Genomic DNA, 23,952 nt, shown 5'->3' on the forward strand with positions numbered 1-23,952 from the left:
ATGAAAATCGTCGTTCTCGGCGCCGGCATCATCGGCATCGCCACCGCTTGGTATCTGCTCGACGAGGGGCATGAGGTCATCGTCGTCGACCGTCAGCCCGATGCGGCACTCGAGACCAGCTTCGCCAACGGCGCGCAGATCTCGGTCAGCTTCTGCGAGCCCTGGGCCAATGCGGGTGCGCCCTTCAAGGTGGCCAAGTGGCTGCTGCGCGACGACTCGCCGCTGCTGTTCCGCCCGCGCCTGGACCCCAACCAGTGGCGATGGGGGCTGGCCTTCCTGATGCAGTGCACGAACGCCGCGTTCGAGCGCAATGTCGAGGAACTGGTGCAACTCGGGCGCTATTCGCATGCCTCGCTGAAGGAGCTGGTCGCCAGCACCGGCATCGAGTACGACCGGCTGGAGCGCGGCATCCTGCATTTCTTCTCCAGCCAGGCCGACTTCGACAACGGCGCGGCCGGGGCCGAGATCATGCGCAGCCACGGCGTGGACCGTCGCGTGCTGAACCGTGAGGAGGTGCTCAAGGTCGAGCCCGCGCTGGCCAGCTTCGGCCCGCGGGTGTTTGGCGGCACGTTCACGCCCAGCGACGAAAGCGGCGATGCCCGCGTCTTCACGCAAAAGCTTGCACAGCGCTGCGCCGAGCGCGGCGCGGAGTTCCTGTACGAGCACGACATCCTCGCCCTGCAGCGCGCGGGCGATGGCGTCGAGGCCGTGCACATCGCCCACACGCGCAGCGGTGAGCGCAAGACCTTGAAGGCCGACGCCTTCGTGGCCGCCATGGGCTCCTACACGCCCGAGCTGCTGCGCCCGCTCGGCGAGCACCTCAACATCTACCCCGCCAAGGGCTACTCGGCCACGCTGCGCCTGAAAAAGCCCGAAGCGGCCAGCGTCGTCAGCCTGCTGGACGACACCCGCAAGATCGCCATCTCGCGCCTGGGCGACCACATCCGCATCGCCGGCACGGCCGAGCTGTCGGGCTTCGACCTCAACCTCGACTCGCCCACGGCCCGCGTGCGCTGCGCCGCGCTGGTGCGACGCTATGAGGAGATCTTCCCTGGCGTGGCCGACACGACCGAGCCCAACTACTGGGCCGGCCTGCGCCCGAGCACACCGACCAACATCCCCTACATCGGCCGCAGCCGAAAGGCACGCAACCTCTGGCTCAACGCCGGCCACGGTACGCTGGGCTGGACCCATGGCGCGGGCTCGGGCCGCGCCATCGCCGAGCTGATCGCCGGCCGCCGGCCCGCGATGCAGTTCGGCTTCTACAACGCCTAAAGCGTTTTCAGCAGCGCCTCGACCTGCTTTTGCTGGGGCAACTTCGCGCCCAGCTTGGCCAGGCTCTCAAGCTCGGCCTTGGCGGCCTGCTTGTCGCCCGAGTCGATGAGGATCTGGGCAAGGTTCAACCGATACCCCGGCTGATCGGGTTGCTCGCCGACGAGCTGGCGCTGCAAGCTGATCGCCTTGCTGAAGTCTTTTTCCTCAGCCAGGACGGTGGCGTAGGTATCGCGCAGCTGCCCAAATTCGGGGTTGAGCTTGAGGCCGCGCTCGGCCAGCTCGCGCGCACCCGGCTTGCCGGTCTTGCTGCGCAGCCATGCCACGTTGTTGATGACCGGCACCGTGTCGGGGTTGCGCTTGAGCAGGGCCTCATAGCGGCTCAGGGCGGCGTCGAGTTCGCCGCGGCTCAGCATGATGTCCGCCGTGGCGCTTGCAAAGCCGATGTCCTGCGGGTGGGCCGCCAGCCACTGGGTCTCGAAGGCCAGGGCTTCATCGCGCTTCTTCGCGGCCATCAGCACGGCGAAAAGACGCGGTGCGGCGTCGGCCGGCTCGCGCAGCGCGGCCGCCTTGCGCAGCGCGGCGATGGCCTGCTCATAACGCTGCCGGCTGGCCTCCACATCGGCCTCGGCGATCAGCGGGTAGGCCTCCTGCGGGTACTTCTTCTGGCGCTCACGCAGCGCAGCCAGCGCCTCGTCGACGCGGCCTTGGCGGATGGCGAGCTGGATCTGCAGGCGCTGAGCCATGACCGAGCCCGGCTCCGCCTCCAGGGCGCGCTTGATCTCGCGCTCCGCGCCGGCAAAGTCCTGGTCCATGGCACGCAATTGAGCCTGGCCCAGCCAGCCCTGGGCGCGCGTCGGCGCCAACACGGTCAGGCGCGCATAGGTCTTGGCAGACTGCGCCTTGTCGCCCGCCGCGAGCTGGATGCGCGCCAGGCGCTCCAGCAGGTCGGCATTGGTGGGCATGGCGGTCGACGCCTCCTGGGCAGCCTGCGCCGCCTTGGCCGTGTTGCCAATGCGCTGCAGGTGGTCGATCAAGGCCAGGCGCAGGCCGGCCTCGGTGGGCTCCTCGCGAACGCCGGCGTCCAGCACCTCGGTGATGCGCTCGGCGGGCGCGCGCGTCTGCGTCAGCAGCTCGGCCAGCGCCACGCGGGCCTGCGGCGACCGCGGCTGGCTCGTGACAAAGGCTTCGAGGCGCTTGACCGCGGCATCGGTGCGACCAGCCTGGCTGTCCAGGGCGACCAGGCCGAGCACGGCCGGCAGGTAGCTCGCATCGGCTTTCAGCGCCGCCTCAAATGACCCCTGCGCAGCCGCCAGGTCCTTGCGAACCAGGTGGATGCGGCCCCGCAGGCCTTCCGGCACCGGGCTGCCCGCCATCTTGGGTGCGAGCTTGTCGATCGCCACCAGGGCGGCGGGCAGCTCGTTGCGGCGCATCAGCGCGTTGATCAGCATCAGGTCGTAGTTGCTGCCGCTGTCCTTGGCGGCGATGTCGCGCAACTGGGCGAGTGCCGCGTCCGCCTTGGCACGGCTGGCGCCGCCCGGCGCCGCGCTGTCGCGCACGATGGCCGACAGCGCCAGCGCCGCGCCCGTCTTGGCATCGTCGGGGCGCAGCTTGGACGCAGCGCCGAAGGCCTGGTCGGCCGCTTCGAAGTTGCCCTGCATGAGGTGGGCCTTGCCGGCCAGCAACAGCGTCTCGGCATCGGCCTTGGCGGCCTCCAGCACCGGGCGCAGCGTCTCCAGCGTCTTGGCCGGTGCACGCCGCTGCAGCTGCAGGCCGGCGAACTGGCGGCGCAGCGCCAGGTCATCGGGCGCCAGCTTGAGCGCCTGGTTGAGCAGGTTCTCCGAGTCCGCCAGCTCGCCAAGCTGCTGGTGCGCGCCCGAGGCCAGCCGCAGCAGCGGCAGGAAGTTGGGCATCATCTTCAAAAGCGGCAGCGACAGATCACGCGCCTTGGTCGCGTCGCCCTGGGCCAATGCCAGTTGCGCTTGCAGGAAGCGGCCCTGCGGCCTCTTGGCCAGCGCGGGCGGCATTTCCTCGACCAGCTTGGCCGCGACCTCGGTCTGCTGGCGACCAAAGGCCATGCGCACGAGGAGTGATCGCGCGTCGTAGGAAGCTGGGTCTTGGGCCAGCACGTCCCGCAGCAGCGGCTCGGCCTCGTCGAGCTTGCCGCGTGACAGCAGCACCTCGGCCTTGAGCTGCAGCGCCTTGACGGCCTTGGGGTTCTTCAGCAGCAGCTCGTCCAGCGCCGCCAGGGCCTCATCGGCGAAGCCGCCTGCCAGCTTGGTACGCGCACTGACGACGACGGCGTCTTCCGATTCCGGCGCCAGTTGCAGCGCACGCACGGCGGCGGCCTTGGCCTCGGTGATATTGCCTTGCGCCAGGAAGGCGACGGCCAGATGCTGCTGCAGCGTCGACATGGCCGCCGGCTCGGCCAGGCTCTGGTCGGCGAATTCGCTGATGAGCTTGCGCGACTGGCCCGAGTACAGCAGCGTCTGGGCCAGCAGCGGCGCCAGCTCGTCGCGCGGTGCGCCCAGCTCCCAGGCCCGGCGCAGTTCGATCTCGGCACCGGCCAGGTCGCCGGCTTCCAGCAGCGCCTTGCCCAGCAGGTGTCGACCCTTGGCGTTCTCGGGGTTCTGCTGCAACAGGTTCTTCAGCTCGATGACGGCGCCGCCGGCGTCCTTTTCCTCGATGCGCTTTTGCGCGGCGGCGAGCAGGTCCTGCTCGGAGCGTTGGCTGCAGGCTGCCAGAACGGCGAGCATGATCAGGGCGAGGGCGCGGCGCGATTTCATGGGGTCTCCTTGTCGGCGCGGATTGTGTTCCTAGAATCCGCGCCCCTTCTCCGGACTCCCCCCAGGCTCGGGGCCGCCGAGATGACACATGACACGAAACCCACCATGACCGCCCCCGTCCCCGTTCCCGTCCCGTTTTGCGCCATCGACTTCGGCACCTCGAACTCCGCTGTGGCCATCCCGGGTGCGACCGGCCCGATGCAGCTCATCGAGCTGGAGCCCGGCCACCGCACCATGCCGACGGCGGTGTTCTATTTCACCGAAGGCGCACACGACGCCGACGGCCCGCCGCGCGCCTTCGGACGGGCCGCCGTGGCGGCCTACGTCGAGGGCCACGATGGCCGGCTGATGCGCTCGATGAAAAGCATCCTCGGCTCGCCGCTGATCGACCAGACCACCGACGTCGGCGGTGGCCGCGGCGCCAAGTATTCGGACATCGTCGCCGGCTATCTGAAGCGGCTGCGACGCCTGGCCGGCGAGCCGGAGCGCGCGGTGCTGGGCCGGCCGGTGTTCTTCGTCGATGGCGAGCCGGAGCGCGACGCCGCGGCCCAGGCCCAGCTGGAGGCCTGCGCCCGCGCCGTGGGCTTCCGTGAGGTGCATTTCCAGTACGAACCCATCGCCGCGGCCTTCGACTTCGAGCAGCAGGCCACGCGGGAGCAAATCGTGCTGGTCGCCGACATCGGCGGCGGCACCAGCGACTTCTCCGTCGTGCGCGTCGGCCCGGAGCGCATGCAGCGCCTGGCGCGCCGCGACGACATCCTCGCAAGCCACGGCGTCCACATCGCCGGCACCGACTTCGACCGCCACATCGAGCTGGCCGGGCTGTTGCAGGAGTTCGGCTACCGGGCCACGGGCCCGAGCGGCCGCCAGGTGCCCAGCGGCATCTATTTCGACCTGGCGACCTGGCACCTGATCAACACCTGCTATGCACCGCTTCGCGTGGCCGAGTGGCGCGGCATGAAGAGCTGGTTCAATGACGCGCGCCAGCATGCGCGGCTGATGACCGTGCTGGAGGAGCGCCTCGGCCACGAGCTGGCCGCGCGGGCCGAGGGCGCCAAGATCGCGGTCTCGGGCGGCGCCGACACGACGGTGGACCTCGGTCACATCGAACCCGGCCTGGTGCTCCCGCTCAGCGAGAAGACCGCGGTCGATGCGCTGCGCGCCGACCTCGACCGCATCATCGCCACCGCCCACGAGACCGTGGCGCTGGCCGGCCTGGCGGCAGAGCAGATCGACGCCCTCTACTTCACCGGCGGCTCGACGGGCCTGCGCCTGCTGGTGGACGGCATGGCCGCCGGCTTCCCGGCTGCGGCACGCGTCAGCGGCGACCGGTTTGCCTCGGTCGCGACCGGGCTGGGCCTGCACGCCCGCCGGCTTTTTGGGGCGTCTGTGGCTTGAGCGGCCGCGAGACGTCGGCCAGCATCAGCACCGCACTGACCAGGCCCTCGACCGCCGCCTCCAGGTCGGTCGGCGGCTCCAGCGACTCGATCTCCTCCAGCAGCGTGTCGGCGTCCTCCAGGTCGTCCGGGTCCAGGTGCAGGTAGAGGGCGGCCAGCGGCTCCAGCAGCGGCTCCTCGGGCAGCTTCATCAACGCCGGGTGGGCGTCAAGCGCATGCGCAAAGCCGGCCACCCACGGCAGCACGGTCTCGCTTGGGCTGGCGTCCTCGTCGAGCTCGAACACCCAGGGGTCGAACCACTGTCGGCCGACGATGGCCAGGTTGAGCTCCTTGTGGCGGCGCCGCAGCAGCCCGATCAGCTCGTCGTTGACGCGCTGGGGCGCGGGGCGCCCTTCGCTATCCAGGATGGGCGGCAGCCAGCGCTCCAGCGGCACGGCCTCGGGCTGCAGCAGCACGCCGCAGAGGTAGCCGTCCGCCATGCTGACGTCCAGCGGCTCAAGCGGCGCGGGCAAGGCGTCCAGCAGGGCCTGCAGGCGCTCCAGGTCGGCTTCGGACAGGGCTTCGGTGGCGCGGTGCTGGGGGGCAGACATGCCGGGATTATCGGCAGGGCCACACGCGGCCGTGAATATTGCCCGCCCTGGCAAAAGGGCGCGTCCTAAAGTGCGCCCATCCCAACGACGCCCCCGACTCCGGGGGCTTCACGACCCGGCAGCCCGCTGACCGGGTCTTTTTTTGCCGGTCACGGGGCGGGCGTCTCGCTGGCGCGGGCCGCTTGGCGCTACGCGCCGGAGCCTGCGGCTCCGCGCCCCGAGGCCCGTCCGCGCCCCCACGGGGGCGCGAGGCCGGCGGTGGTTTGGCGGCATCGTTCACGGTCGCGGTCCGTGGCCTCCGCGTTTCCCCGAAGCGCGCTTCGATACTGGCCGACATGCCCGTCGCCGAACTCGCGCTGCGCTTCGACCCGGCGGTCGTGGTGCTGTCCTACCTGACCGCCGCCTTTGCGTCCTATGTGGCGCTCGACCTGGCCCAACGCGTGCGCACGCCCGATGCGCTGGTCGCACGCATCTGGTGGATCGCCGGCTCGCTGTCCATGGGCACGGGCATCTGGGCCATGCACTTCGTCGGCATGCTGGCGCTGAAGCTGCCCTTCCTGGTCGGCTACGACACCGCCGTCACACTGCTGAGCTGGCTGGCCGCCGTCGGCGTGTCGGCCATCGCGCTGCGCGTGGCGGCACAGGAAACGCTGACGCCCCCGCGGCTGGCACTGGGCGCGGTCAGCATGGGCGCTGGCATCTGCGCGATGCACTACACCGGCATGGCGGCCCTCGTGCTGGCGCCGGGCATCCAATGGCATTGGGGCCTGGTGGCCGCCTCGGCGGCCGTGGCCACCGGCGCGGCCGCGGCGGCGCTGTGCATCTTCTTCGGGCTCAGGCGCCTGCCGCATGCCTGGGCGAAGTGGGGGCAGGTCGTGGCCGCCCTCGTCATGGGCGCCGCAGTTGCCGGCATGCACTACACCGGCATGGCCGCCGCCGGTATCGTCGAAGGCGCGGTCTGCCTGAGCACCCAGGGCTTGCGTGGCGACAACCTCGGCTACCTCGTCGCCGGCGCCACCTTCGCGCTGCTGCTGCTGACGCTGATCACCTCGGCGCTCGACGCGCGCGGCGAGCGCCGCACCAACCGGCTGCAGCAATCCCTGCAAGCCGCCACCACCGAGCTGCATGCGCTGGCGCTGCGCGACGCCCTCACCGGCCTGGCCAATCGCCAGCTGCTGGACGACCGCCTGCAGCACGCCGCTGCGCGCGGCCAGCGCGAGGGCGCACGCGTGGCCCTGCTCGTCATCAACCTGGACGGTTTCAAGCCCATCAACGACAGCTTCGGCCTGAGCGCCGGCGACCACGTGCTGCGCGAGACCGCCCGCCGCCTGCAGGGCCTCGCGCGCAACCACGACACGCTGGCGCGCCTGGGTGCCGACGAGTTCGTGCTGATGATCGAGGGCGAGGTGGCCGAGGCCACGTTGGCGCAGGTTGCCCAGCGACTGCTCGACGCGCTGGCCGAGCCCATGGCCGATGTGCCCGGCGCTGGCAACCAGCCGCTGCGGCTGTCGGCCTCGGTGGGCGTCGCCCTCTACGACGGCCAGGGGCCGGGCGAGGCGCTGATCGCGCAGGCTGACTCGGCCGCGCAGGCAGCCAAGCGTGCGGGCGGCAATGGCTTCGCATTTTTCGAGGCCCACATGCAGGCCGGCGTGCGCGAGCAGGTCGAGCTGGCCCGCGACCTGCGCGCCGCGCTGGCCGGCGAGCCCGGCAGCGGCGTGCTGGCCCTGCACTACCAGCCCAAGATCGCCACCGTGGCGGACGAGGTCACCGGCGTCGAGGCGCTGCTGCGCTGGCAGCACCCGCAGCGCGGCGCCGTCAGCCCGGGCGTGCTGATCCCCGTCGCCGAGCGCTTCGGCCTCATCGTGCCGCTGGGCGACTGGGTCATCAACGAATCCTGCCGCCAGCTCGCGGCCTGGCGCGACATCGGCCTGCAGATGCGCGTGGCCATCAACCTGTCTGTGCAGCAACTGCGCCAGCCCGACGCGCTGGTGAAGCGCTTCGAGGAGACGCTGGCGCGCCACGGCATCGACGCCGGCCAGCTGACCTGCGAGATCACCGAGTCCGTCGCGATGGACGACGCCGCCGCCACCGAGCGGGCGCTGCGCCGCCTGGCCGAACTGGGGCTGGCGTTGTCCATCGACGACTTCGGCACGGGCTACTCCAGCCTGTCCTACCTGCGTCAACTGCCGGTGTCGCAGCTGAAGATCGACCGCAGCTTCATCCAGGACCTGGAAACCAGCGCCGACGCACGCGCCATCGTCAAGGCCGTCATCGAACTGGCCCATGCGCTGGGTCTGCAGGTGGTAGCCGAAGGCGTGGAGACCCAAGGCCAGGCCGCCGTGCTGCGCGGCAAGCGCTGCGACAAGCTGCAGGGCTTTCTGTTCGCGCGCCCGATGCCCGCCGAGCAACTGACCCGCTGGGCGCGCGGCCACGACGCGGCGGGTTCAACGCTGCGCTTCAGTCCGTCGGTCTACGGCGCGCTCGATACCTGCCTTTAAGGTGAACGGGCCCTAAACCGCCATGCGCTCAGGCGCGACGTAGTGGCGCCTGAAGGTCTCGAAGTCCATCGTGTCGGCGGCTTCGATGCGGGCCTGCTCGGCCAGCGCATCGGCGGCCATCTTCTCGAAGCGCTTCTGCAGCGGCTCCGGGAAGGGCAAGGCCAGCAAGGCCGCCCGGGTCGCGTCGCTCTGGCGGCGAATGAAGCCGACATAGCTGTCGTCGAAGTCCTGCGCCATGACGCTCAGCACGCGCGCTGACGGACACAGTTCCGGCCGCTGCAGCCGCTCGGCCACGCGCTTGAGCGCCGCCCGATAGGCGCTGCCGCCGTGCGCCGCATCCAGCGCCTCGGCATGGCTGGCGCAGGCGGCGAGGATCTCGCCGGCCCAGTCGGCCAGGCTGCGCTGGCCGCCGCGCCAGTGCTCCAGCATCAACCCCGGCTCCCGGCCCCGCGCCGCGACGTCGTGCTGGTTGCGCGCGTTGACCGCGATCTCTTCGGGCGTGTCGTCGGGGCTGTCACTGTGCAGGCAGTGAAGCAAGAAGGCGTCCAGCACCCGTATGGCATCGGCACCGATGCCGACCGGCTCGAACGGGTCGAGGTCCATCAGCCGCACCTCGATGTACTCGACGCCGCGCTCGCGCAGCGCATGCAGCGGGCGCTCGCCGGAGCGGATCACGCGCTTGGCGCGGATGGTGCTGTAGAACTCGTTCTCGATCTGCAGCAGGCTGGTGGAGAGCTGGTTGTAGTCGCCGCCCGGCGTCTGCACGCCGATGGCCTCGTAGGCCGGATAGGGCTGGCTGAGCGCGGCCTGCAGCGAGGCGGCGTAGCTTTCCAGGCAGTTGTAGGTGACGGCGATGCTGGACTGCGCGTCGCTCTGGTAGCCCAGCCGCCCCATGCGCAGCGAGGTCGCGTGCGGCAGGTAAAGCGTGTGGCCGGAAAGCCGCTGCAGCCCGTGCTCGCGGCCGGCGACGAAGCTGTCGCACAGCGCCGGGCTGGCGCCGAACAGGTACAGCAGCAGCCAGCCCTCGCGGCGGAAATTGCGGATGGCGCCGAAATAGCCCTCGGTCGACACGCCTGGCAGCGACCAGTTGTAGTGGATGCCCGAGATGGTCTGCATGCGCCGGCCATAGCGCTGGCCCAGGCCCATGCGGTAGACGCTTTTGGCGCGGCCGACATTGCTGCTGCCATACCGGCCGATGGGAATGGTCTCGTCGGTTGGCAGGCCACAGGGCATGGACCCGACCCAAAGCCGCTCGTCAGCCAGCGCGCGGTAGACAGCCTGGTGGATCTCGGTCAGCTCCAGCAGGCAGTCGTCGACGCCGGCATGCACGCCGGTGATCAGCTCCAGCTGGGACTCGCTGTAGTCCGTCGTGATGTGCGGATGCGTCAGCGCTGCGCCAAGGGCTATGGGGTGCGGTGTCAGCGCCAGGCCGCCGCTGGGCATGGCGCGCAGGCTTTCCTTCTCGATGCCGCGGCGGATGCCGAGCAATGTCTCTTTGTCGTTCATGGCGTCTGCGGACCGCTAATTGGGCCGAGACGGTAGCAGATGAGGGCTACAGCTGCCCGGGAGCATCGTGGTCAGCCAGACTCGGCCTCAGGACATGTTCGCCGGCCTGGATGCCCTCGTGATGGCTGAGGTAGAGCGACACGTCGTGGCGCTCCAGCCAGCCGACGGCCTTGAGCTTGTCCAGCACGGGGCCCTTGACCTCGGAGAACTCCAGCCTCAGGCCCTCGGCCGCGAGCGCGGCATGCAGTTCCTGCAGCGCGGTCAGGCCGGACACGTCGATGTGGTTGACCGGCGCCATCAGCATCAGCACACGCTGCGGCGGACCGACCTGCTTGCGGTGTGCACGCACATGGCCCAGCACCGCGTCGGTCAGGCCGCGGGCATTGGTGAACACCAGGCTCTCGTCCACGCGCAGGCCGACGACCTCGGGCCGGCATTCCACCGCGTAGCGCTCCAGGTTGCGGTAGTGCTGGGTGCCCGGCACGCGGCCGATGCGCGCCACATGCGGCCGGGCGGTGCGCTGGATCAGCAGCGCGATGGAACCGACGACACCGATGGCCAGCGCCGCCGCAATGCTCCACAGCAGCACCGCGGCCGTGACGGCCACCATCAGCAGCCCTTCTTCGCGCGCATAGCGCCAGGCGTCGCGATAGGGCCGCAACGAGAAGCCGCCCAGCACCGCCACGACGATGACCGCCGCCAGCACCGGCTTGGGCAGGTAGGCCAGCGGCTCGGCCAACAGCAGCATGGCCAGGGCCATGAAAACGGCGACGAAGACCAGGCTCAGGCGGCTGCGTGAGCCGGCCTCGTGCAACAGGATGCTGCGCGAGAAGCTGCCCGCCACCGGCATGCCGCCGCTGACCGACGCGACCAGGTTGGCCGCCGCCAGGCCGCGCATCTCTGCGGCCGGCAACAGCTTCTCGCCGCGGCGCTGCGCCAGGGACTCGGACACCGCCAGGCTGGACACGAAGCCCATCAGCGCCACCAAGGCCGCGGCCGGCAGCAGCTGCAGCCACAGGGCCGCGTCGAGCAACGGCAGGCCCAGCGGCATGGCCAGTGACGGCAGCGCGCCGACCTGCGCCACGCCGCGGGCAGCCGGCGTCAGGGCCGACAACAGCATGGCCGCCACCAGCAGCAGCAAGGGCGCGAGCCGGGACAGCAGGCGCGGGCCGGCGCGGCGCGACAGCAGCAGCAGCGCAACCGCGGCGCCGCCCCAGACCGCGCTCGCCAGCCCCAAGCCGCCATCAGGGGCGGATGAGACCAGGGCCGGCAAGGTGAAACCCGCGGCCGCGCTACCCAGCAATACCGGCAGCTGCCCCGCCGCGATCATCAACGTGGCGCCGTTCTCGAAGCCGCGCAGCGCCGGCACCGACAGCAGGCTGCTCAGCGCATCCAGGCGCAAGACCGCAGCAGTGGCCAGCAACAGCCCGACCTCGGCCGCCAGCACGAGTGCCCCCTCGGTCGCGCTGACGCCCGCCGGCAACGCCCCCAAAGCCTGCGCAATCATCAGCGCCAGCACCGCCACCGGCCCCAAGCCCAACACCGGGCTGGAGCCCAGCGCCGCATAGGCCAGCAGCGGCAGCAGGCTGGCATACAGCCCCACCTGTGGCGGCAGGCCGGCCAGCATCGCGTAGGCCAGGCTCTGCGGGATCAGCAGCACGGCCACGATGGCGCCAGCGATCAGGTCGGCGCGCCAGGTGGCAAGCAAGCGCATCAGTCGACCTTCGCGCCCGATGCCTTCACGACCCGGGCCCACTTCGCCGTCTCGCTCGCGATCAGTGCCGCGAATTCGGCCGATGAACCACCACCCGCCACCGCGCCCTGCCCCGCCATGCGCTCGCGCAGTGCCGGCATGTTGAGCACCGCCGCCCCTTCGCGCTGCAGACGCGCCACCTGGTCGGCCGGCTGGCCGCTCGGCGCCAGCAGGCCGAACCAGGAACTGGCCTCATAACCCTGCAGCACTGCCCCGCCGGCCTCGGCGATGGTCGGGAGGTCTGGCACGGCCGAGCTGCGCTGGGCGCTGGTGACGGCCAGCGCCAGCAGCTTGCCGGCCTTGATCTGCGGCAGGGCGGACGGCAGGTTGTCGAACATCAGGTCGGTGTTGCCCGCAATCAGGTCCAGCAGCGCCGGACCGGAGCCGCGATAGGGGAAGTGCAACATGAAGCTGCCCGTCATGGTCTTGAAGAGCTCGCCGGCCAGGTGGATGGACGTGCCGTTGCCGCTGGACGCCATATTGAGCTTGCCCGGGTTGGCGCGGGCGACGCGGATCAGGTCGGCCACGCTCTTGATGCCGTAACGCGCCGCGTTGGCGGGGTTGAGCACCAGCACATTCGGCACGGCCGCAACCAGCGTGATCGGCGCGAAGTCGCGCACCGGGTCGTAGGGCAGCTTGGGGTAGAGCGCGGCATTGATGGCATGCGTGCCGACGGTGCCCATCAGCAGCGTGTGGCCGTCCGTGGCCTTGGCCACCTCGGCGCTGCCGATGTTGCCGCCCGCGCCGGGCTTGTTGTCGACCACGACCGACTGGCCCAGGCGCTGCTGCAGTTCGGGCGCCATCGCGCGAGCCAGCAGGTCGGTGGTGCCGCCGGGCGTGAACGGCACGACGAGGCGGAGGGTTTTGCCCGGCCACGGCGCCTGGGCGAAGGCGGGCAGCGCGAGGCTGCCCGCTAGGGCGGTGACCTGGCGACGGGTGAGATTCATGGCGGTCTCCATCAGTTGTCCGGCCCGGCCGAGCGACGGGCCGCGCCAGAGCCGCCACTCACGACTGGGTTCAGCCGGCGTGGCGCGGCAAGAGACCCACTCTATCTGTCCACCTTGATCCCCGACACCTTGACGACACGGTTCCACTTGACGGTCTCGGTAGCGATCAGCGCAGCGAAGTCGGCGCCGCCGCTGCCGTGCACCAGCATGCCACGCGCTGTCAGGCGCTCGCGCAGCGCGGGCCCGGCCAGCGCCGCCACACTGTCGCGCTGCAGGCGCGCGAGTTGCTCGGGCGGCTGGCTGCCGGGCGCGAACAGGCCGATCCAGGCGCTGGCCTCATAGCCCTTCAGCGCCGCCCCGCCCACCTCCTCGATGGTGGGCAGCTCGGGCAGGCCCGGGCTGCGCCGGGCGCTCGTCACGGCCAGCGGCAGCAGCCGGCTCGCCTTGATCTGCGGCAGCGCCAACGGCAGGCTGTCGAACATCAGGTCCATGTTGCCCGCCATGACGTCCTGCTGGGCCGAAGCCGCGCTGCGATACGGGAAGTGCAGCATGTAGGTCTGCGTCAGCCGCTTGAAGAGTTCACCGGCCAGGTGCGTCGGGTTGCCGTTCCCGCCGGAGGCGATGTGCAGGCGGCCGGGCTGGGCGGTGGCGACGCGCACGAGGTCGCTCACATTGCGCACGCCCAGGGACTGAGCGACGGCTGGGTTCATGACCAGCACCAGGGGCACGGTCGCGACCAAGCAGATGGGCGCGAAGTCCTTCACCGGGTCATAGGGCAGTCGGCGCGACAGCAGCGGGTTGATCACATGCGTGCCGACGCTGCCCATCAGCAGCGTGTGGCCGTCGCTTGCACCGGCGACCTCGGCGCTGCCGATGTTGCCATCGGCACCGGGCCGGTTGTCGATGACGACCGGCTGGGCCAGGCTGCGCTGCAGCTCGGGCGCCAGCTGACGCGCGGCGACGTCGGCCGAACCGCCGGCCGCATAGGGCACGACGATGCGCAGCGGCCGCGTCGGCCAGCCCGGCTGGGCCATGGCCGGCGCGGCCAGCCACAGCAGCAGGCTGCGCCGCAGGGGACTCGCGGGCCGAGCGCCGAGCCGCTCCCAAGCCGGCCCGCCATGGCGATGGGCTTGCGGCTCAATGCCGCAAGCATCGCCGTCCCCCAGGGGGACCGGCCAAGGTACTCCTTGGACGAGGGGCATATTCATGTGGGCCCGGGCAACTGCCTGAGCCTGACCTGGCCGTTGATGCAGGCGGCGTCAAAGTCCTGCAGGATCGCGGCCAGCGTGTTGGCATCGGGTGCCTCGACGGCGGTGATGCCGACGCCGCGGTTGCGGCCTTCGGCCTTGGCCTTGTAGAGCACCATGTCGGCCCAGTTGACGGCCTGCTCCCAGTGCAGGCGCAGGGCGGGGCCGGCCGCGTTGCTGCCGCCCAGCGGAAAGCTCGCGAAGCCGACGGACGCCGTGACGCGCAGCGGCCCCTCTGGGGTGTCGACGGGTTCGCCGCCGATGCTGCGCAGGATGCGCTCGGCCATCAACGCCAGGTCGTCGCCCGGCAGCTCGGGCGCGAAGACGAGGAACTCTTCGCCGCCCCAGCGCACGACGAGGTCGGTATCACGCACGGCCGCACGGATGCGGTGGCTGACTTCGACGATGACCGCATCACCCGCCGCATGGCCATGCCAGTCGTTGACGTTCTTGAAGTGATCAATGTCGATCATCATCAACGCGCCGCGGAAGCCGTCGGCCCGCTCGCTGCCATCGGCGTCGCGCGCGCGCTGGTCCATGACGGCCAGGAAGTGGCGGCGGTTGGACAGGTCGGTCAGCGGGTCGCGCTCGCTCTGGGCGCGCAGCAGGCTCTGGTTGGCGGTCAGGCGCGCCTGCGCGCGGCGCATGCGCAGCAGCGTGACACCGATCAACGCAATGGACAGCAGCAGCAAGGCGCCGACGGCAACGCCGACCTTTTGCGCGAGCCGCTGGTTGGCCAGCTGCTGGTCCTTGAGCTGCCCGTCACGTGCCAGCAGATCGAGGTCGCGCTGCTTGGCGGCGCTGTCGTACTTGCGGCCCAGCTCTTCCAGCGCAGCGGCGCGGTTGCGCTCGTTGGCGCGCGCGTTGAGTTCGCGCTCGGCATGCAGGGCGGCGAGCGCCTCCTTGTACTGGCCGGCCTCGCCCCAGGTCTCGGCCAGCTCGCGCAGCTCACGGGCGCGCGGCACCAGGTCGCCGGGGTCGGTGCCGAACTCGGCCACCTTCGCCAGGGCCTGGCGGCCGGCGTCGAACTGGCGCAGCTTGATGTGGGCGACGGCGAAGTTGTGGTGCAGTGCACGTTCGGAGCCACGGTCGCGGAAGCGCTGCAGCACCGGCAGCGCGCGCTGCCCGGTGGCCAGCGCCTCCTTGAGCAGGCCCAGGTGCATGTAGGCGTCGACGAGGTTGGCGCGCAGCTGGGCCGCCAGATGAGGCGCGTCCGCCTGTTCGGCCAGCAGCAGGGCCGCCTCCAGCGCGCTGCGCGAAGCTGGCACGTCATTGGCGCGGCGCTCGATGACACCTTCGAAGTTGCGCAGCCGGGCGCCCGCCACGAGGTCGCCGGGCACCTGGGCCTGGGCGGCGCGGATCTCGGCGCGGGCGCTGTCCAGCTTGTCCTGCAGCTGCAGCACGGCGGCCAGCATGCCTTGGCTGAGGACGGCCAAGTGCTTGTCGTCACCAGCGCGGGCCAGGGCCAGCGCGCGGCGGATGCTGGCCTCGGCGTTGACGAATGCTCCTTGCGCCGACTGCTCGCGTTGCAGCAGGCGCAAGGCCTCCCAGGCGCTGCGGAAGTCGCAGCCCAGCTCGCGCACGGCGAGCACTTCGTCACCGGGGGGGCAACGCTTGTCCAGACCGGCCAGGGCACGCGAAGCGAGCGCGGTGGCGGGCTTGCCGACACGTTCCTGCGCCAGCGCGCGCAACAGCCAGCTGCGGTCGACGCCGTCCTCGCGGGCCATCAGCTGCACGGCGATGGCATCGGCCGCGTCGATCTGGCCAGCGTGCAACAGCACACGGCCGTGCGCCATCAGCCACGCGGCCTCGCGCGGCTGGCCGGGCTGGGCGTGGGTCGGCCAGCGCTGGCGCAGTTCGGCCAGCACGGCGTCCGGCGCATCGAAAGCGCGGCGGGTGAGGGTCGCCAGCAGCGCGTCCTCGGCCACCGGGTCGGGCGCGGTCACGGGCGCGGCGCCGGCCAGTGCAGCGGCCAGCGACAGCAGGAGCAACGCAGACCGGCCTTTCGTCATTGGTGCACCCTTGGCGCTGCGCGCTGTCCCGCCAAGCGGGAGCGAGCTTGCTTGGGGGCGGCTCGGCGCGGCGCTCACTGGTGCACCCTTCGCGCTGCGCGCTGTCCCGCCAAGCGGGAGCGAGCTTGCTTGGGGGCGGCCCGGCGCGGCGCTCATGCGCTGGCCTCGGCCGGTCGTGCCGGGATGGGGCCGCTGAGCGCCTTCAGGCCGACCAGGCCTTCGCTCCATGCGGCTTCCAGCCGCGCCGTCAGCTGCGCGGCTGCCAGCGAATCTTCGGCATGGATGCGCTCGACGCCATAGGCCTTGTTGCGCCCATGCGCCTTGGCCAGGTACATGACGGTGTCGACCAGGTCGATGGCGCGCTCCCACGACAGCCGCAGACCGTGCGGTGGCACGGGCAGGCTGACGAAGCCGATGGAGGCGGTGACGGGGATGTCGCGGCCGTCCTGGCGCACGGGCTTGCCGCCGATGAGGTCGAGCAGGCGCTGCGCGAGCTGTTGCGCGAACAGGCCCTCGCGGCCGCGGGCGACGATGAGGAACTCCTCCCCGCCCCAGCGCACGATGAGGTCATCGTCGCGCACGGCCTGACGCAGCCGGCTGGCGATCTCGACGAGGACGGTGTCGCCGGCGGCGTGGCCGTAGCTGTCGTTGATGCGCTTGAAGTGGTCGATGTCGACCAGGAAGACGCTGGCGGCCAGCCCCTCGGCATTCGACAGGCTCTTGATGGCGGCCTGGAAGTGACGGCGGTTGGCCAGGCCGGTGAGCGGATCGGTCTCGCTCTGGCGCTTCAGCGACGCATTGCTGTGCGCGAGCTGCTCATTCGTGCGCCGCACCCGGCGAAAGGCCTGCCACAGCAGGCCCAGTGACACCAGCACGCAGCCGCCCAAAGCCGCCCAGAGCATCAGCGCAAGGTTGCGCTGGTGGACCTGCTCGGCCTTGAGGGCGTTGTCGCGGTTGAGCAGCTCGATGTCGCGGGCACGCTGCTCGGCATCCTGGCGCTCCTGGGCTTCCAGCAGCACCTTGCGGGTCTCGTCGCGCAGCACGCGCTCGCTCATGCGGCGGTGCTCGCGGTAGGCGGCCACGGCGCCGGCCAAGTCACCGGCCTTCTCCAGATAGCCCGCCAGCTCCTCCCAGCCGACGGAGGCATAGGACAGTGCGCCCTGCTGCTCGTCCAGCGTGATGGCGGCGCGTACATCGTCGCGGCCCTCGGCGAGGCGACCCATGGCGATCTTGGCCAGGCCGATGTTGGAGCGGGCCACGCTCTCGGCGCCGATGTTGCGCGTGGCCCGCGCCAGCGGCAGCGCCTGTTCGGCCAGCGCCAGCGCGCGCGCCGGCTGGCCCTGGCGCAGGTGGTAGTCGGAGATGTTGGCCAGGCCCAGCGCGCGCACCGAGTCAGAGCCGGCGCGCGTGGCCTGCTCCAGCGCATCGGAGTAGGCCTGCAGCGTGATGCTGGCGTCGGTGTCGCCGGTATGGAGGATGCCGCGCATCGTGTAGACGCGGTTGAGCGTCATCGGATCGGGGTCCTTCTGCGCCTCCGCCAGAGCCTGGGCCAGCAACTGGCGGGCGCGCGCCGGGGTATCGGCGCGGTCGGAGGTATAGGCCAGGTCGACCAGGGTCAGCGCGACACGCCAGGGCTGACCCATCTGCTCGGCCAGCCGCTGTGCGGCGTGGCCATAGTTCAAGGACGCGTCGAGCTCGCCGGTGTCGCTGGTGATCGCCCCGAGCTGGTCGTAGTAGCGCCATCGGAACACCAGGCCGGCGGCATTGAGCTGCTGTGCATCCAGGCCCAGCAGCTGCTTGCGCGCCTCGCGCATGTCGCCACTGGCGCGCAGGTATTCGGCGCTGACGCTGACGGCCGCCACCACCGCGGTGGCGCGCAGCTCGCCGGCTGGCCAATCACGCAATTGCTGAGCGATCTGTTCGGACAGGGCACGGTCACGCGCCAGCGCGGCAAGCAGGCCACGCAGGGCCAGCACGTCCAGTTGCGCGGCGCTGCCAGCCGCCAGGCTCTCGCCGCGCGCACGCAGCTCCAGCTCCAGCTCGGCGGGCTTGGCACGGGCTGCGCGCTCGATGCGTTCGAGGTCGCGCGCCAGGCCGTCGTCGAGCGCGGCCGACGCCCCGGCAGCCGACGCGGGCGGGCCGCCGCCACCGCCGGGCGAGCAGGCGCACAGCAACGCCAACGCAGCCAGCGCCGCGCAGAGCGTCGATCGTGAAGCCAGGAAGGGGTGCATCGGAGCGGCAAGAGGGCGGTTGTGCCGCCCGGTGCCATCGATTTCAGCGCGGTTCAGCGGACCTGTCGCGGCGGCCACGCGCAAGACCGTTGAAATTGCACGCCAATCCCGGGCCTTACCGCCTACGCAGCCGCCGGGGCTGGGCCCTGGTAACCGCGCGGCACCGCGCCAAGCAGGCGGCGCGTGTATTCCTCACGCGGCGCCGCGATCAGCTCACGCGTGAGGGCCTGCTCGACGACATCACCGTTCTGCATCACGAGCACCTCGTCCGAGATGAACTTGACCACCGCCAGGTCGTGGCTGATGAAGATGTAGCTCAGGCCGAATTCGTCCTGCAGATCTTTCAGCAGGTTCAGCACCTGCGCCTGCACCGACACGTCCAGCGCCGACACCGCTTCGTCCAGCACCAGCACCTCGGGCTGAAGCGTCAGGCAGCGGGCGATGGCGATGCGCTGGCGCTGGCCGCCAGAGAACTCGTGCGGGTACTTGCCCATCGCCGACTCGTCCAGGCCGACCTTGTTCAGCAACGCGACGGCGCGCGCCTCGCGCTCGGCCGTGTTGGCGCCGATGCCGTGAATCTCCATCGGCTCGCGCAGCGTCTGGCCGATGGTGAAGCGCGGGTTCAGCGAGGCATACGGGTTCTGGAACACCACCTGGATGCGGCGGCGCATCTTCTGCCAATCCGGGCCGCTCATTTTCAGCAGGTCCTTGCCATCGAACAACACTTGGCCGCCGGTGGGCTCGTGCAGGCGCAGCAGCGTCAGGCCCATCGTCGTCTTGCCGGAACCCGACTCGCCGACGACGCCGAGCGTGTGACCCTTGCGCAGCTTGAAGTTGACGCCCTTGACGGCCTTGAACTCGCGCTTGCCGAACAGGCCTTCCTTGAGCCAGAAACTCTTCTGCAGGCCCGTCACTTCCATGATGACGGGCGCGCTGTCGTCTTTGACGACGGCGCTGTTGCCGGCGCCGCGGCCGGCAATGTGGTCGTCGATGACCATCAGTCGCGCCGGGTTCTCGGACAGCGATGGCCGGCAGGCCAGCAGGGCTTTGGTGTAGGCGTCCTGCGGGGCGTTGAAGATCTGCGCAACAGGTGCGTTCTCACGTACCTGGCCATGGCGCATGACGACGACCTGGTCCGAAATCTCGCCAACAACGCCGAGGTCGTGGGAGATGAACAGCAGGCTCATCTTGTGCGATTCCTTGAGCCGCGCCATCAGCTCCATGACCTGGCGCTGGATGGTCACGTCCAGCGCGGTGGTCGGCTCGTCGGCGATCAAGAGCTTGGGCGAACAGGCCAGCGCGACGGCGATCATCACGCGCTGCTGCTGGCCGCCCGACATCTCGTGCGGATAGGCCTTCAGGCGCCGCTTGGGCTCGGGAATGCCGACCTCGTGCAGCAGCTCCTCGGCGCGCACCAGCGCCTGGCGGCGGCTCATGCCCATGTGCTTGATCAGCGGCTCACAGATCTGCGTCGCCACGTCGAAGACCGGGTTCAGCGAACTCATCGGGTCCTGGAAGACGCAGGCGATGTCCCTGCCGCGGATGGCCTGCAGGTCGCTCAAGGAGGCCTGCAGCAGGTCGCGGCCCTGAAAGAGGATGCGCCCTTCTCGCTCGGCGTTGCTCGGCAGCAGGTTCAGGATGGACATGGCCGTGACGCTCTTGCCCGAGCCGGACTCGCCGACCAGCGCGACGGTGCTGTTCTCCGGCACGTCGAAGCTGACGCCCTTGACGGCCAGCTGGCGCTGCATGACGCCGTCGACCTTGCCCATGCGGAAGGCGACCTTGAGGTCTTGGATGCTCAGTAGATTGCTCATTCCAGGCCCCTCAGCTTGGGATCGAGGGCGTCGCGCAGCGCATCCGTGAACAGCGCGAACGCGGTGACGAACACGGCCATGAAGGCCGCGACGGTGGCCAGCTGCCACCAGTGGCCGAGGATCAACTCGTTCTGCGCCTCGGCCAGCATCGTGCCCCAGCTGACCTGGTCCACGCCGACGCCCAGGCCCAGGTAGCTCAGGATGACCTCGCTCTTGATGAAGCTGACGACGTGCAGGGACAGCTGCACCAGCGCGACGTGCGACACATTCGGCAGGATGTGCTTGAACATGCGCGATGCCTGCGACGCGCCGATCGCCTCGGCAGAGCGCACGTACTCGCGCACGCGGTGCTTCATGAACTCCGCTCGAATCAGGCGGTAGATGCCGGTCCAGCCGGTCAGCGCCAGGATGAAGACGACCGACGCGACACCGCGGTGGAAGATGGCGGCGAAAGCAAAGATCAGCAGGATGCTGGGGATGGCCGTGAAGACGTTGTAGACCCACTCCAGGAAGTCGCCGACCTTGCCGCCGAAGAAGCCGGAGATGGCGCCGAGCAGCGTGCCGATCAGCGTCGCCACGACGGCGGCGAGCAGACCGACGACGATGGACACCTCGGCCCCCTTGATGACCTTGGTCAGCACGTCGCGACCGAGGCGATCGCCGCCCAGCGGCAGCGTCTCGGCCTTGGTGGCCTCCTCGGTCTTGAAGGCCTTGGCGCGCTCGGCCCATTCGGCGTAGCGCGGCGCCAATGGGTCGATGTCGCTGAGGTCGACATTGGGACCCTTGGGCGCGGCGATGGTGCCGGTGTCCTCGGCAGGCTGCGGGCCGACCAGCGTCGGCGGCGCATTGGGCACGCCGACTTCCTGCTGCCAGTTGGCCGCGACCAGGTTGGTGGCGGCCAGCAGCACGAGGACGAGGAAGGCAGCGACGATACCCATGGACACGACGCCGACGCGGTCGGTCTTCAGGCGCCGCCAGGAGGCGGCCCAGACGCCGCCGGAGGAATTGGACACGGCGCTCATTTCAGGACCACCCGAGGATCGACCAGCTTGTAGAGCAGGTCGACGACAAGATTGACGGTCATCGTCAGCGCGGCCAGGTAGATGGCGAAGGCCTGGATGACGGGGTAGTCGCCGCGGTTGACGGCGAGCAGCAGCTCACGGCCGAGGCCGGGAATGGAGAAGAACACCTCGATCAGGAAGCTGCCCACCAGCACGCCGGGCAGCAGCACCGACACATTGGTGAGGATGGGAATCATCGCGTTGCGCAGCACGTGCTTGAGCAGCACGGTGCCCTCGGTCATGCCCTTGGCGCGCGCGGTGCGCACATAGTCGTGGCCGATCTCGTCAAGGAAGAAGCTGCGGTACAGGCGGATCTGTGGCGCCATCGCCACCGCCACGGCCACCAGGATGGGCAGCGGCGCATAGGTCGTCAGGTTGGTCCAGTGGCTGCTTGTCCAGCCCTGCACCGGGAACCAGCCCAGGCGGAAGGCAAAGATGTACTGCGCCAGGATGACGTAGACCAGCAGCGAGATGGACACCGCCACGGTCGTGGTGACCATCACCGCACGGTCCGTCAGGCTGCCGCGCACGGTGGCCACGGCGAGTGCGAAGGGGATGGCCAGCAGCACTTCGAGGATGAGGATGGGCACCGTCACCGTCAGCGTGGCGGGCAGGCGGGTGGCGAACAGGTTGGCCACCGATTCGTTGGTCGCCCAGCTCTTGCCCCAGTCGAAGGTGACGATCTGCTGGATGAAGATCCACAGCTGCTCCCAGACCGGCTTGTTCAGGCCGAGCTGCTCGCGGATGGACTCGATCTGCTCCGGGCTGGCGTTGAGGCCGCCGAGGATGATGGCCGGGTCGCTGCCGAAGTACTTGAAGAGGAAGAACACCAGCAGCACGACACCGAGCAGCGTCGGGATCATTTGCCACAGGCGTCGGATCAGATAGGCCGCCATCGGGGCTCCTAGAAACTACAAACCCCGCAGCGCCGCGGGGTTACAGGTGGGAACGGGCCGGAGTCTATGCGAGCCGACTTCGGTTTCGAGTTGACGGTTTCACTAGACTCCGCGCTTTTCAAGAGCCTGACAACGAGCTGTGATGAAGTTACCTGCCCTGCTGACCGGCCTGCTGCTGGCCTGCACCCTCCATGGGGCGGATGCCCAGGAGAAAGTACTGCGCCAGTCCTTCAAGGTGGCCGAGACCGGCTTCGACCCGGCCCAGATCACTGACCTCTACTCCAAGAACATCGCCGCCGCCATCTTCGACGCGCCGCTGGAGTACGACTTCGGCGCCCGCCCGTTCAAGCTGCGGCCGAACACGCTGGTCGAGATGCCCGAGATCAGTGCCGACTTCAAGACCATCACGATGCGGGTCAAGCCCGGCATCTATTTCGCCGACGACCCGGCCTTCAAGGGCAAGAAGCGCGAACTGACCGCCGAGGACTACGTCTACAGCGTCAAGCGCCACTACGACCCGCAATGGAAGAGCGGCAACCTCTATCTGCTGGAGAACGTCAAGATCGCCGGCCTGTCGGAGCTGCGCACCGAGTTGATGAAGGCCAAGAAGCCTTTCGACTACGACCGCCCGGTTGAAGGACTGAAGGCGCTGGACCGCTACACCTTCCAGATCAAGCTCGGCGTGGCCGACCCGCGCTTTGTCTACCAGTTCAGCGACGCCGGCTTCCTGGGTGCCGTGGCGCGCGAGGTGGTCGAGTTCTATGGCGACAAGATCATGGAACACCCGGTCGGCACCAATGCCTGGCGTCTGGGGGAGTGGCGGCGCAGCTCGCGCATCGTGCTCGAGAAGAACCCGAACTTCCGCGACGTGCGCTATGCCGAGGTGGCGCCGCCCGATGCCAGCGAGCAGCTCAAGGCCGAGGTGGCGGCGCTGCAGGGGAGGAAGCTGCCGATGTTGGACCGCGTCGTCATCGACATCATCGAGGAGGCCCAGCCGCGCTGGCTGTCCTTCCTGAATGGCGAGGCCGAAATGATCGAGGAGGTGCCCATCGACTTCTCCAGCATCGCCATGCCGGGCAACAAGCTGGCGCCCAACCTCGCCAAGCGCGGCATCACGATGACGCGCTATCCGCGCTCCGACATCTCGCTGAGCTACTACAACATGGAAGACCCGGTCATCGGCGGCTACACGCCCGAGAAGGTCGCGCTGCGCCGCGCGATCAATCTCGCCGTCGACCTGGACAAGGAAATCCGACTCGTGCGGCGCGGGCAGGCACTGAAGAGCCAGAGCCCCGTGCCCACGGTCGCCTTCGGCTACGACGCCAACTTCAAGTCCGAGAACAGCGAATACAACCTGCCCAAGGCCAAGGCGTTGCTGGACATGTACGGCTACAAGGACGTCGACGGCGACGGCTATCGGGAGCTGCCCGACGGCAAGCCGCTGCTCATCGAGTACTCCACGCTGGCCGACGGCGAGCGCCGCCAACTGGCCGAGCAATGGAAGAAGAACATGGACGCGCTGGGCGTCAACATGACCTTCAAGATCGGCAAGTTCCCCGAGCAGCTCAAGGCCGCCAACGCGGGCAAGCTGCAGATGTGGGGCGTCGGCTGGGTCGGCACCACGCCCGACGGCGACACCTTCCTGGCGCTGGGCTCCGGCAAGGCCAAGGGCAAGGCCAACAAGCCGCGCTTCGACCTGCCGGCCTTCGAGGCGCTGTACGAGAAGCAGAAGACCCTGCCCGACGGCCCCGAGCGCGCCGCGCTGATGCTGGACGCACAACGCCTGCTCGTCGCCTACGCGCCCTACAAGTTCCACGTGCACCGCATCTGGACGGACATGGCCCACCCGTGGGTACGCGGCTACAGCCGCAACATCTTTGTGCGCGACTATTGGAAGTACGTCGACATCGACACCGCCGCACTGCCGAAATCCAAGTAGAGC

The 23,952-nt window shown here is 69.7% G+C and carries 15 protein-coding genes; 4 read left to right on the forward strand and 11 right to left on the reverse strand.

Going from position 1 to position 23,952, the window contains the following annotated elements:
• Entirely contained in the window at window positions 1-1,275 is a 1,275-nt protein-coding gene (locus ASC81_RS11710; protein ID WP_056266919.1) for a D-amino acid dehydrogenase, read from the forward strand.
• Here ASC81_RS11710 and prsT read toward each other — a convergent pair.
• Window positions 1,272-4,058 carry an XrtA/PEP-CTERM system TPR-repeat protein PrsT gene (gene prsT / locus ASC81_RS11715; protein WP_056266922.1) on the reverse strand — a complete coding sequence of 929 codons (2,787 nt, stop codon included), beginning with the start codon at window positions 4,056-4,058 and terminating at the stop codon, window positions 1,272-1,274. The genes ASC81_RS11710 and prsT overlap by 4 nt on opposite strands.
• A 105-nt stretch (window positions 4,059-4,163) precedes the next feature.
• On the opposite strand from prsT, the gene ASC81_RS11720 reads away from it, so the two are divergent.
• Window positions 4,164-5,456: an Hsp70 family protein gene (locus ASC81_RS11720; RefSeq protein ID WP_056266923.1), complete on the forward strand. Its 1,293-nt coding sequence runs from the start codon at window positions 4,164-4,166 to the stop codon at window positions 5,454-5,456.
• On the opposite strand, the gene ASC81_RS11725 is transcribed toward ASC81_RS11720, so the two are convergent.
• On the reverse strand, window positions 5,377-6,045 hold the full coding sequence (locus tag ASC81_RS11725) for a YecA family protein (RefSeq protein WP_056266925.1): 669 nt from the start codon (window positions 6,043-6,045) through the stop codon (window positions 5,377-5,379). The genes ASC81_RS11720 and ASC81_RS11725 overlap by 80 nt on opposite strands.
• 335 nt (window positions 6,046-6,380) lie before the next feature.
• On the opposite strand from ASC81_RS11725, the gene ASC81_RS11730 reads away from it, so the two are divergent.
• Window positions 6,381-8,543, forward strand: a complete 2,163-nt coding sequence (locus tag ASC81_RS11730; protein ID WP_056266928.1) for a bifunctional diguanylate cyclase/phosphodiesterase — start codon at window positions 6,381-6,383, stop codon at window positions 8,541-8,543.
• Between the two features lie 12 nt (window positions 8,544-8,555).
• On the opposite strand, the gene gshA is transcribed toward ASC81_RS11730, so the two are convergent.
• The 9 genes from gshA to ASC81_RS11775 all read right to left on the reverse strand — a co-directional run bounded on the left by gshA (window position 8,556) and on the right by ASC81_RS11775 (window position 22,010).
• Window positions 8,556-10,049, reverse strand: coding sequence for a glutamate--cysteine ligase (gene gshA, locus ASC81_RS11735; RefSeq protein ID WP_056266929.1), 1,494 nt, complete (start codon window positions 10,047-10,049; stop codon window positions 8,556-8,558).
• A gap of 46 nt (window positions 10,050-10,095) precedes the next feature.
• Window positions 10,096-11,763 carry a SulP family inorganic anion transporter gene (locus ASC81_RS11740; RefSeq protein WP_056266931.1) on the reverse strand — a complete coding sequence of 556 codons (1,668 nt, stop codon included), beginning with the start codon at window positions 11,761-11,763 and terminating at the stop codon, window positions 10,096-10,098.
• The gene (locus ASC81_RS11745) at window positions 11,763-12,749 is read right to left on the reverse strand and encodes a tripartite tricarboxylate transporter substrate binding protein (protein WP_235533630.1); all 987 of its coding nucleotides are present in this window, start codon (window positions 12,747-12,749) and stop codon (window positions 11,763-11,765) included. The genes ASC81_RS11740 and ASC81_RS11745 overlap by 1 nt, the downstream gene beginning before the upstream one ends.
• 101 nt (window positions 12,750-12,850) lie before the next feature.
• Window positions 12,851-13,957: a tripartite tricarboxylate transporter substrate binding protein gene (locus ASC81_RS11750; RefSeq protein ID WP_235533631.1), complete on the reverse strand. Its 1,107-nt coding sequence runs from the start codon at window positions 13,955-13,957 to the stop codon at window positions 12,851-12,853.
• Window positions 13,954-16,008 carry a diguanylate cyclase gene (locus ASC81_RS11755; RefSeq protein WP_162245894.1) on the reverse strand — a complete coding sequence of 685 codons (2,055 nt, stop codon included), beginning with the start codon at window positions 16,006-16,008 and terminating at the stop codon, window positions 13,954-13,956. The genes ASC81_RS11750 and ASC81_RS11755 overlap by 4 nt, the downstream gene beginning before the upstream one ends.
• Before the next feature lie 152 nt (window positions 16,009-16,160).
• A complete protein-coding gene (locus tag ASC81_RS11760) occupies window positions 16,161-18,239 on the reverse strand; it encodes a diguanylate cyclase (protein ID WP_056266936.1) in 2,079 nt (692 codons plus the stop codon).
• Window positions 18,240-18,361: 122 nt separating this feature from the next.
• A complete protein-coding gene (locus tag ASC81_RS11765) occupies window positions 18,362-20,053 on the reverse strand; it encodes an ABC transporter ATP-binding protein (protein WP_056266938.1) in 1,692 nt (563 codons plus the stop codon).
• On the reverse strand, window positions 20,050-21,075 hold the full coding sequence (locus tag ASC81_RS11770) for an ABC transporter permease (protein ID WP_056266940.1): 1,026 nt from the start codon (window positions 21,073-21,075) through the stop codon (window positions 20,050-20,052). Before ASC81_RS11770 ends, ASC81_RS11765 begins: the two co-directional genes overlap by 4 nt.
• Entirely contained in the window at window positions 21,072-22,010 is a 939-nt protein-coding gene (locus tag ASC81_RS11775) for an ABC transporter permease (RefSeq protein ID WP_056266943.1), read from the reverse strand. The genes ASC81_RS11770 and ASC81_RS11775 overlap by 4 nt, the downstream gene beginning before the upstream one ends.
• 142 nt (window positions 22,011-22,152) lie before the next feature.
• Here ASC81_RS11775 and ASC81_RS11780 point away from each other — a divergent pair, with 142 nt between their 5' ends.
• Window positions 22,153-23,949, forward strand: a complete 1,797-nt coding sequence (locus ASC81_RS11780) for an ABC transporter substrate-binding protein (RefSeq protein WP_056266946.1) — start codon at window positions 22,153-22,155, stop codon at window positions 23,947-23,949.
• Window positions 23,950-23,952: the final 3 nt, after the last annotated feature.

Source organism: Pelomonas sp. Root405 (assembly GCF_001425165.1).
Taxonomy (GTDB): Bacteria; Pseudomonadota; Gammaproteobacteria; order Burkholderiales; family Burkholderiaceae_C; genus Pelomonas.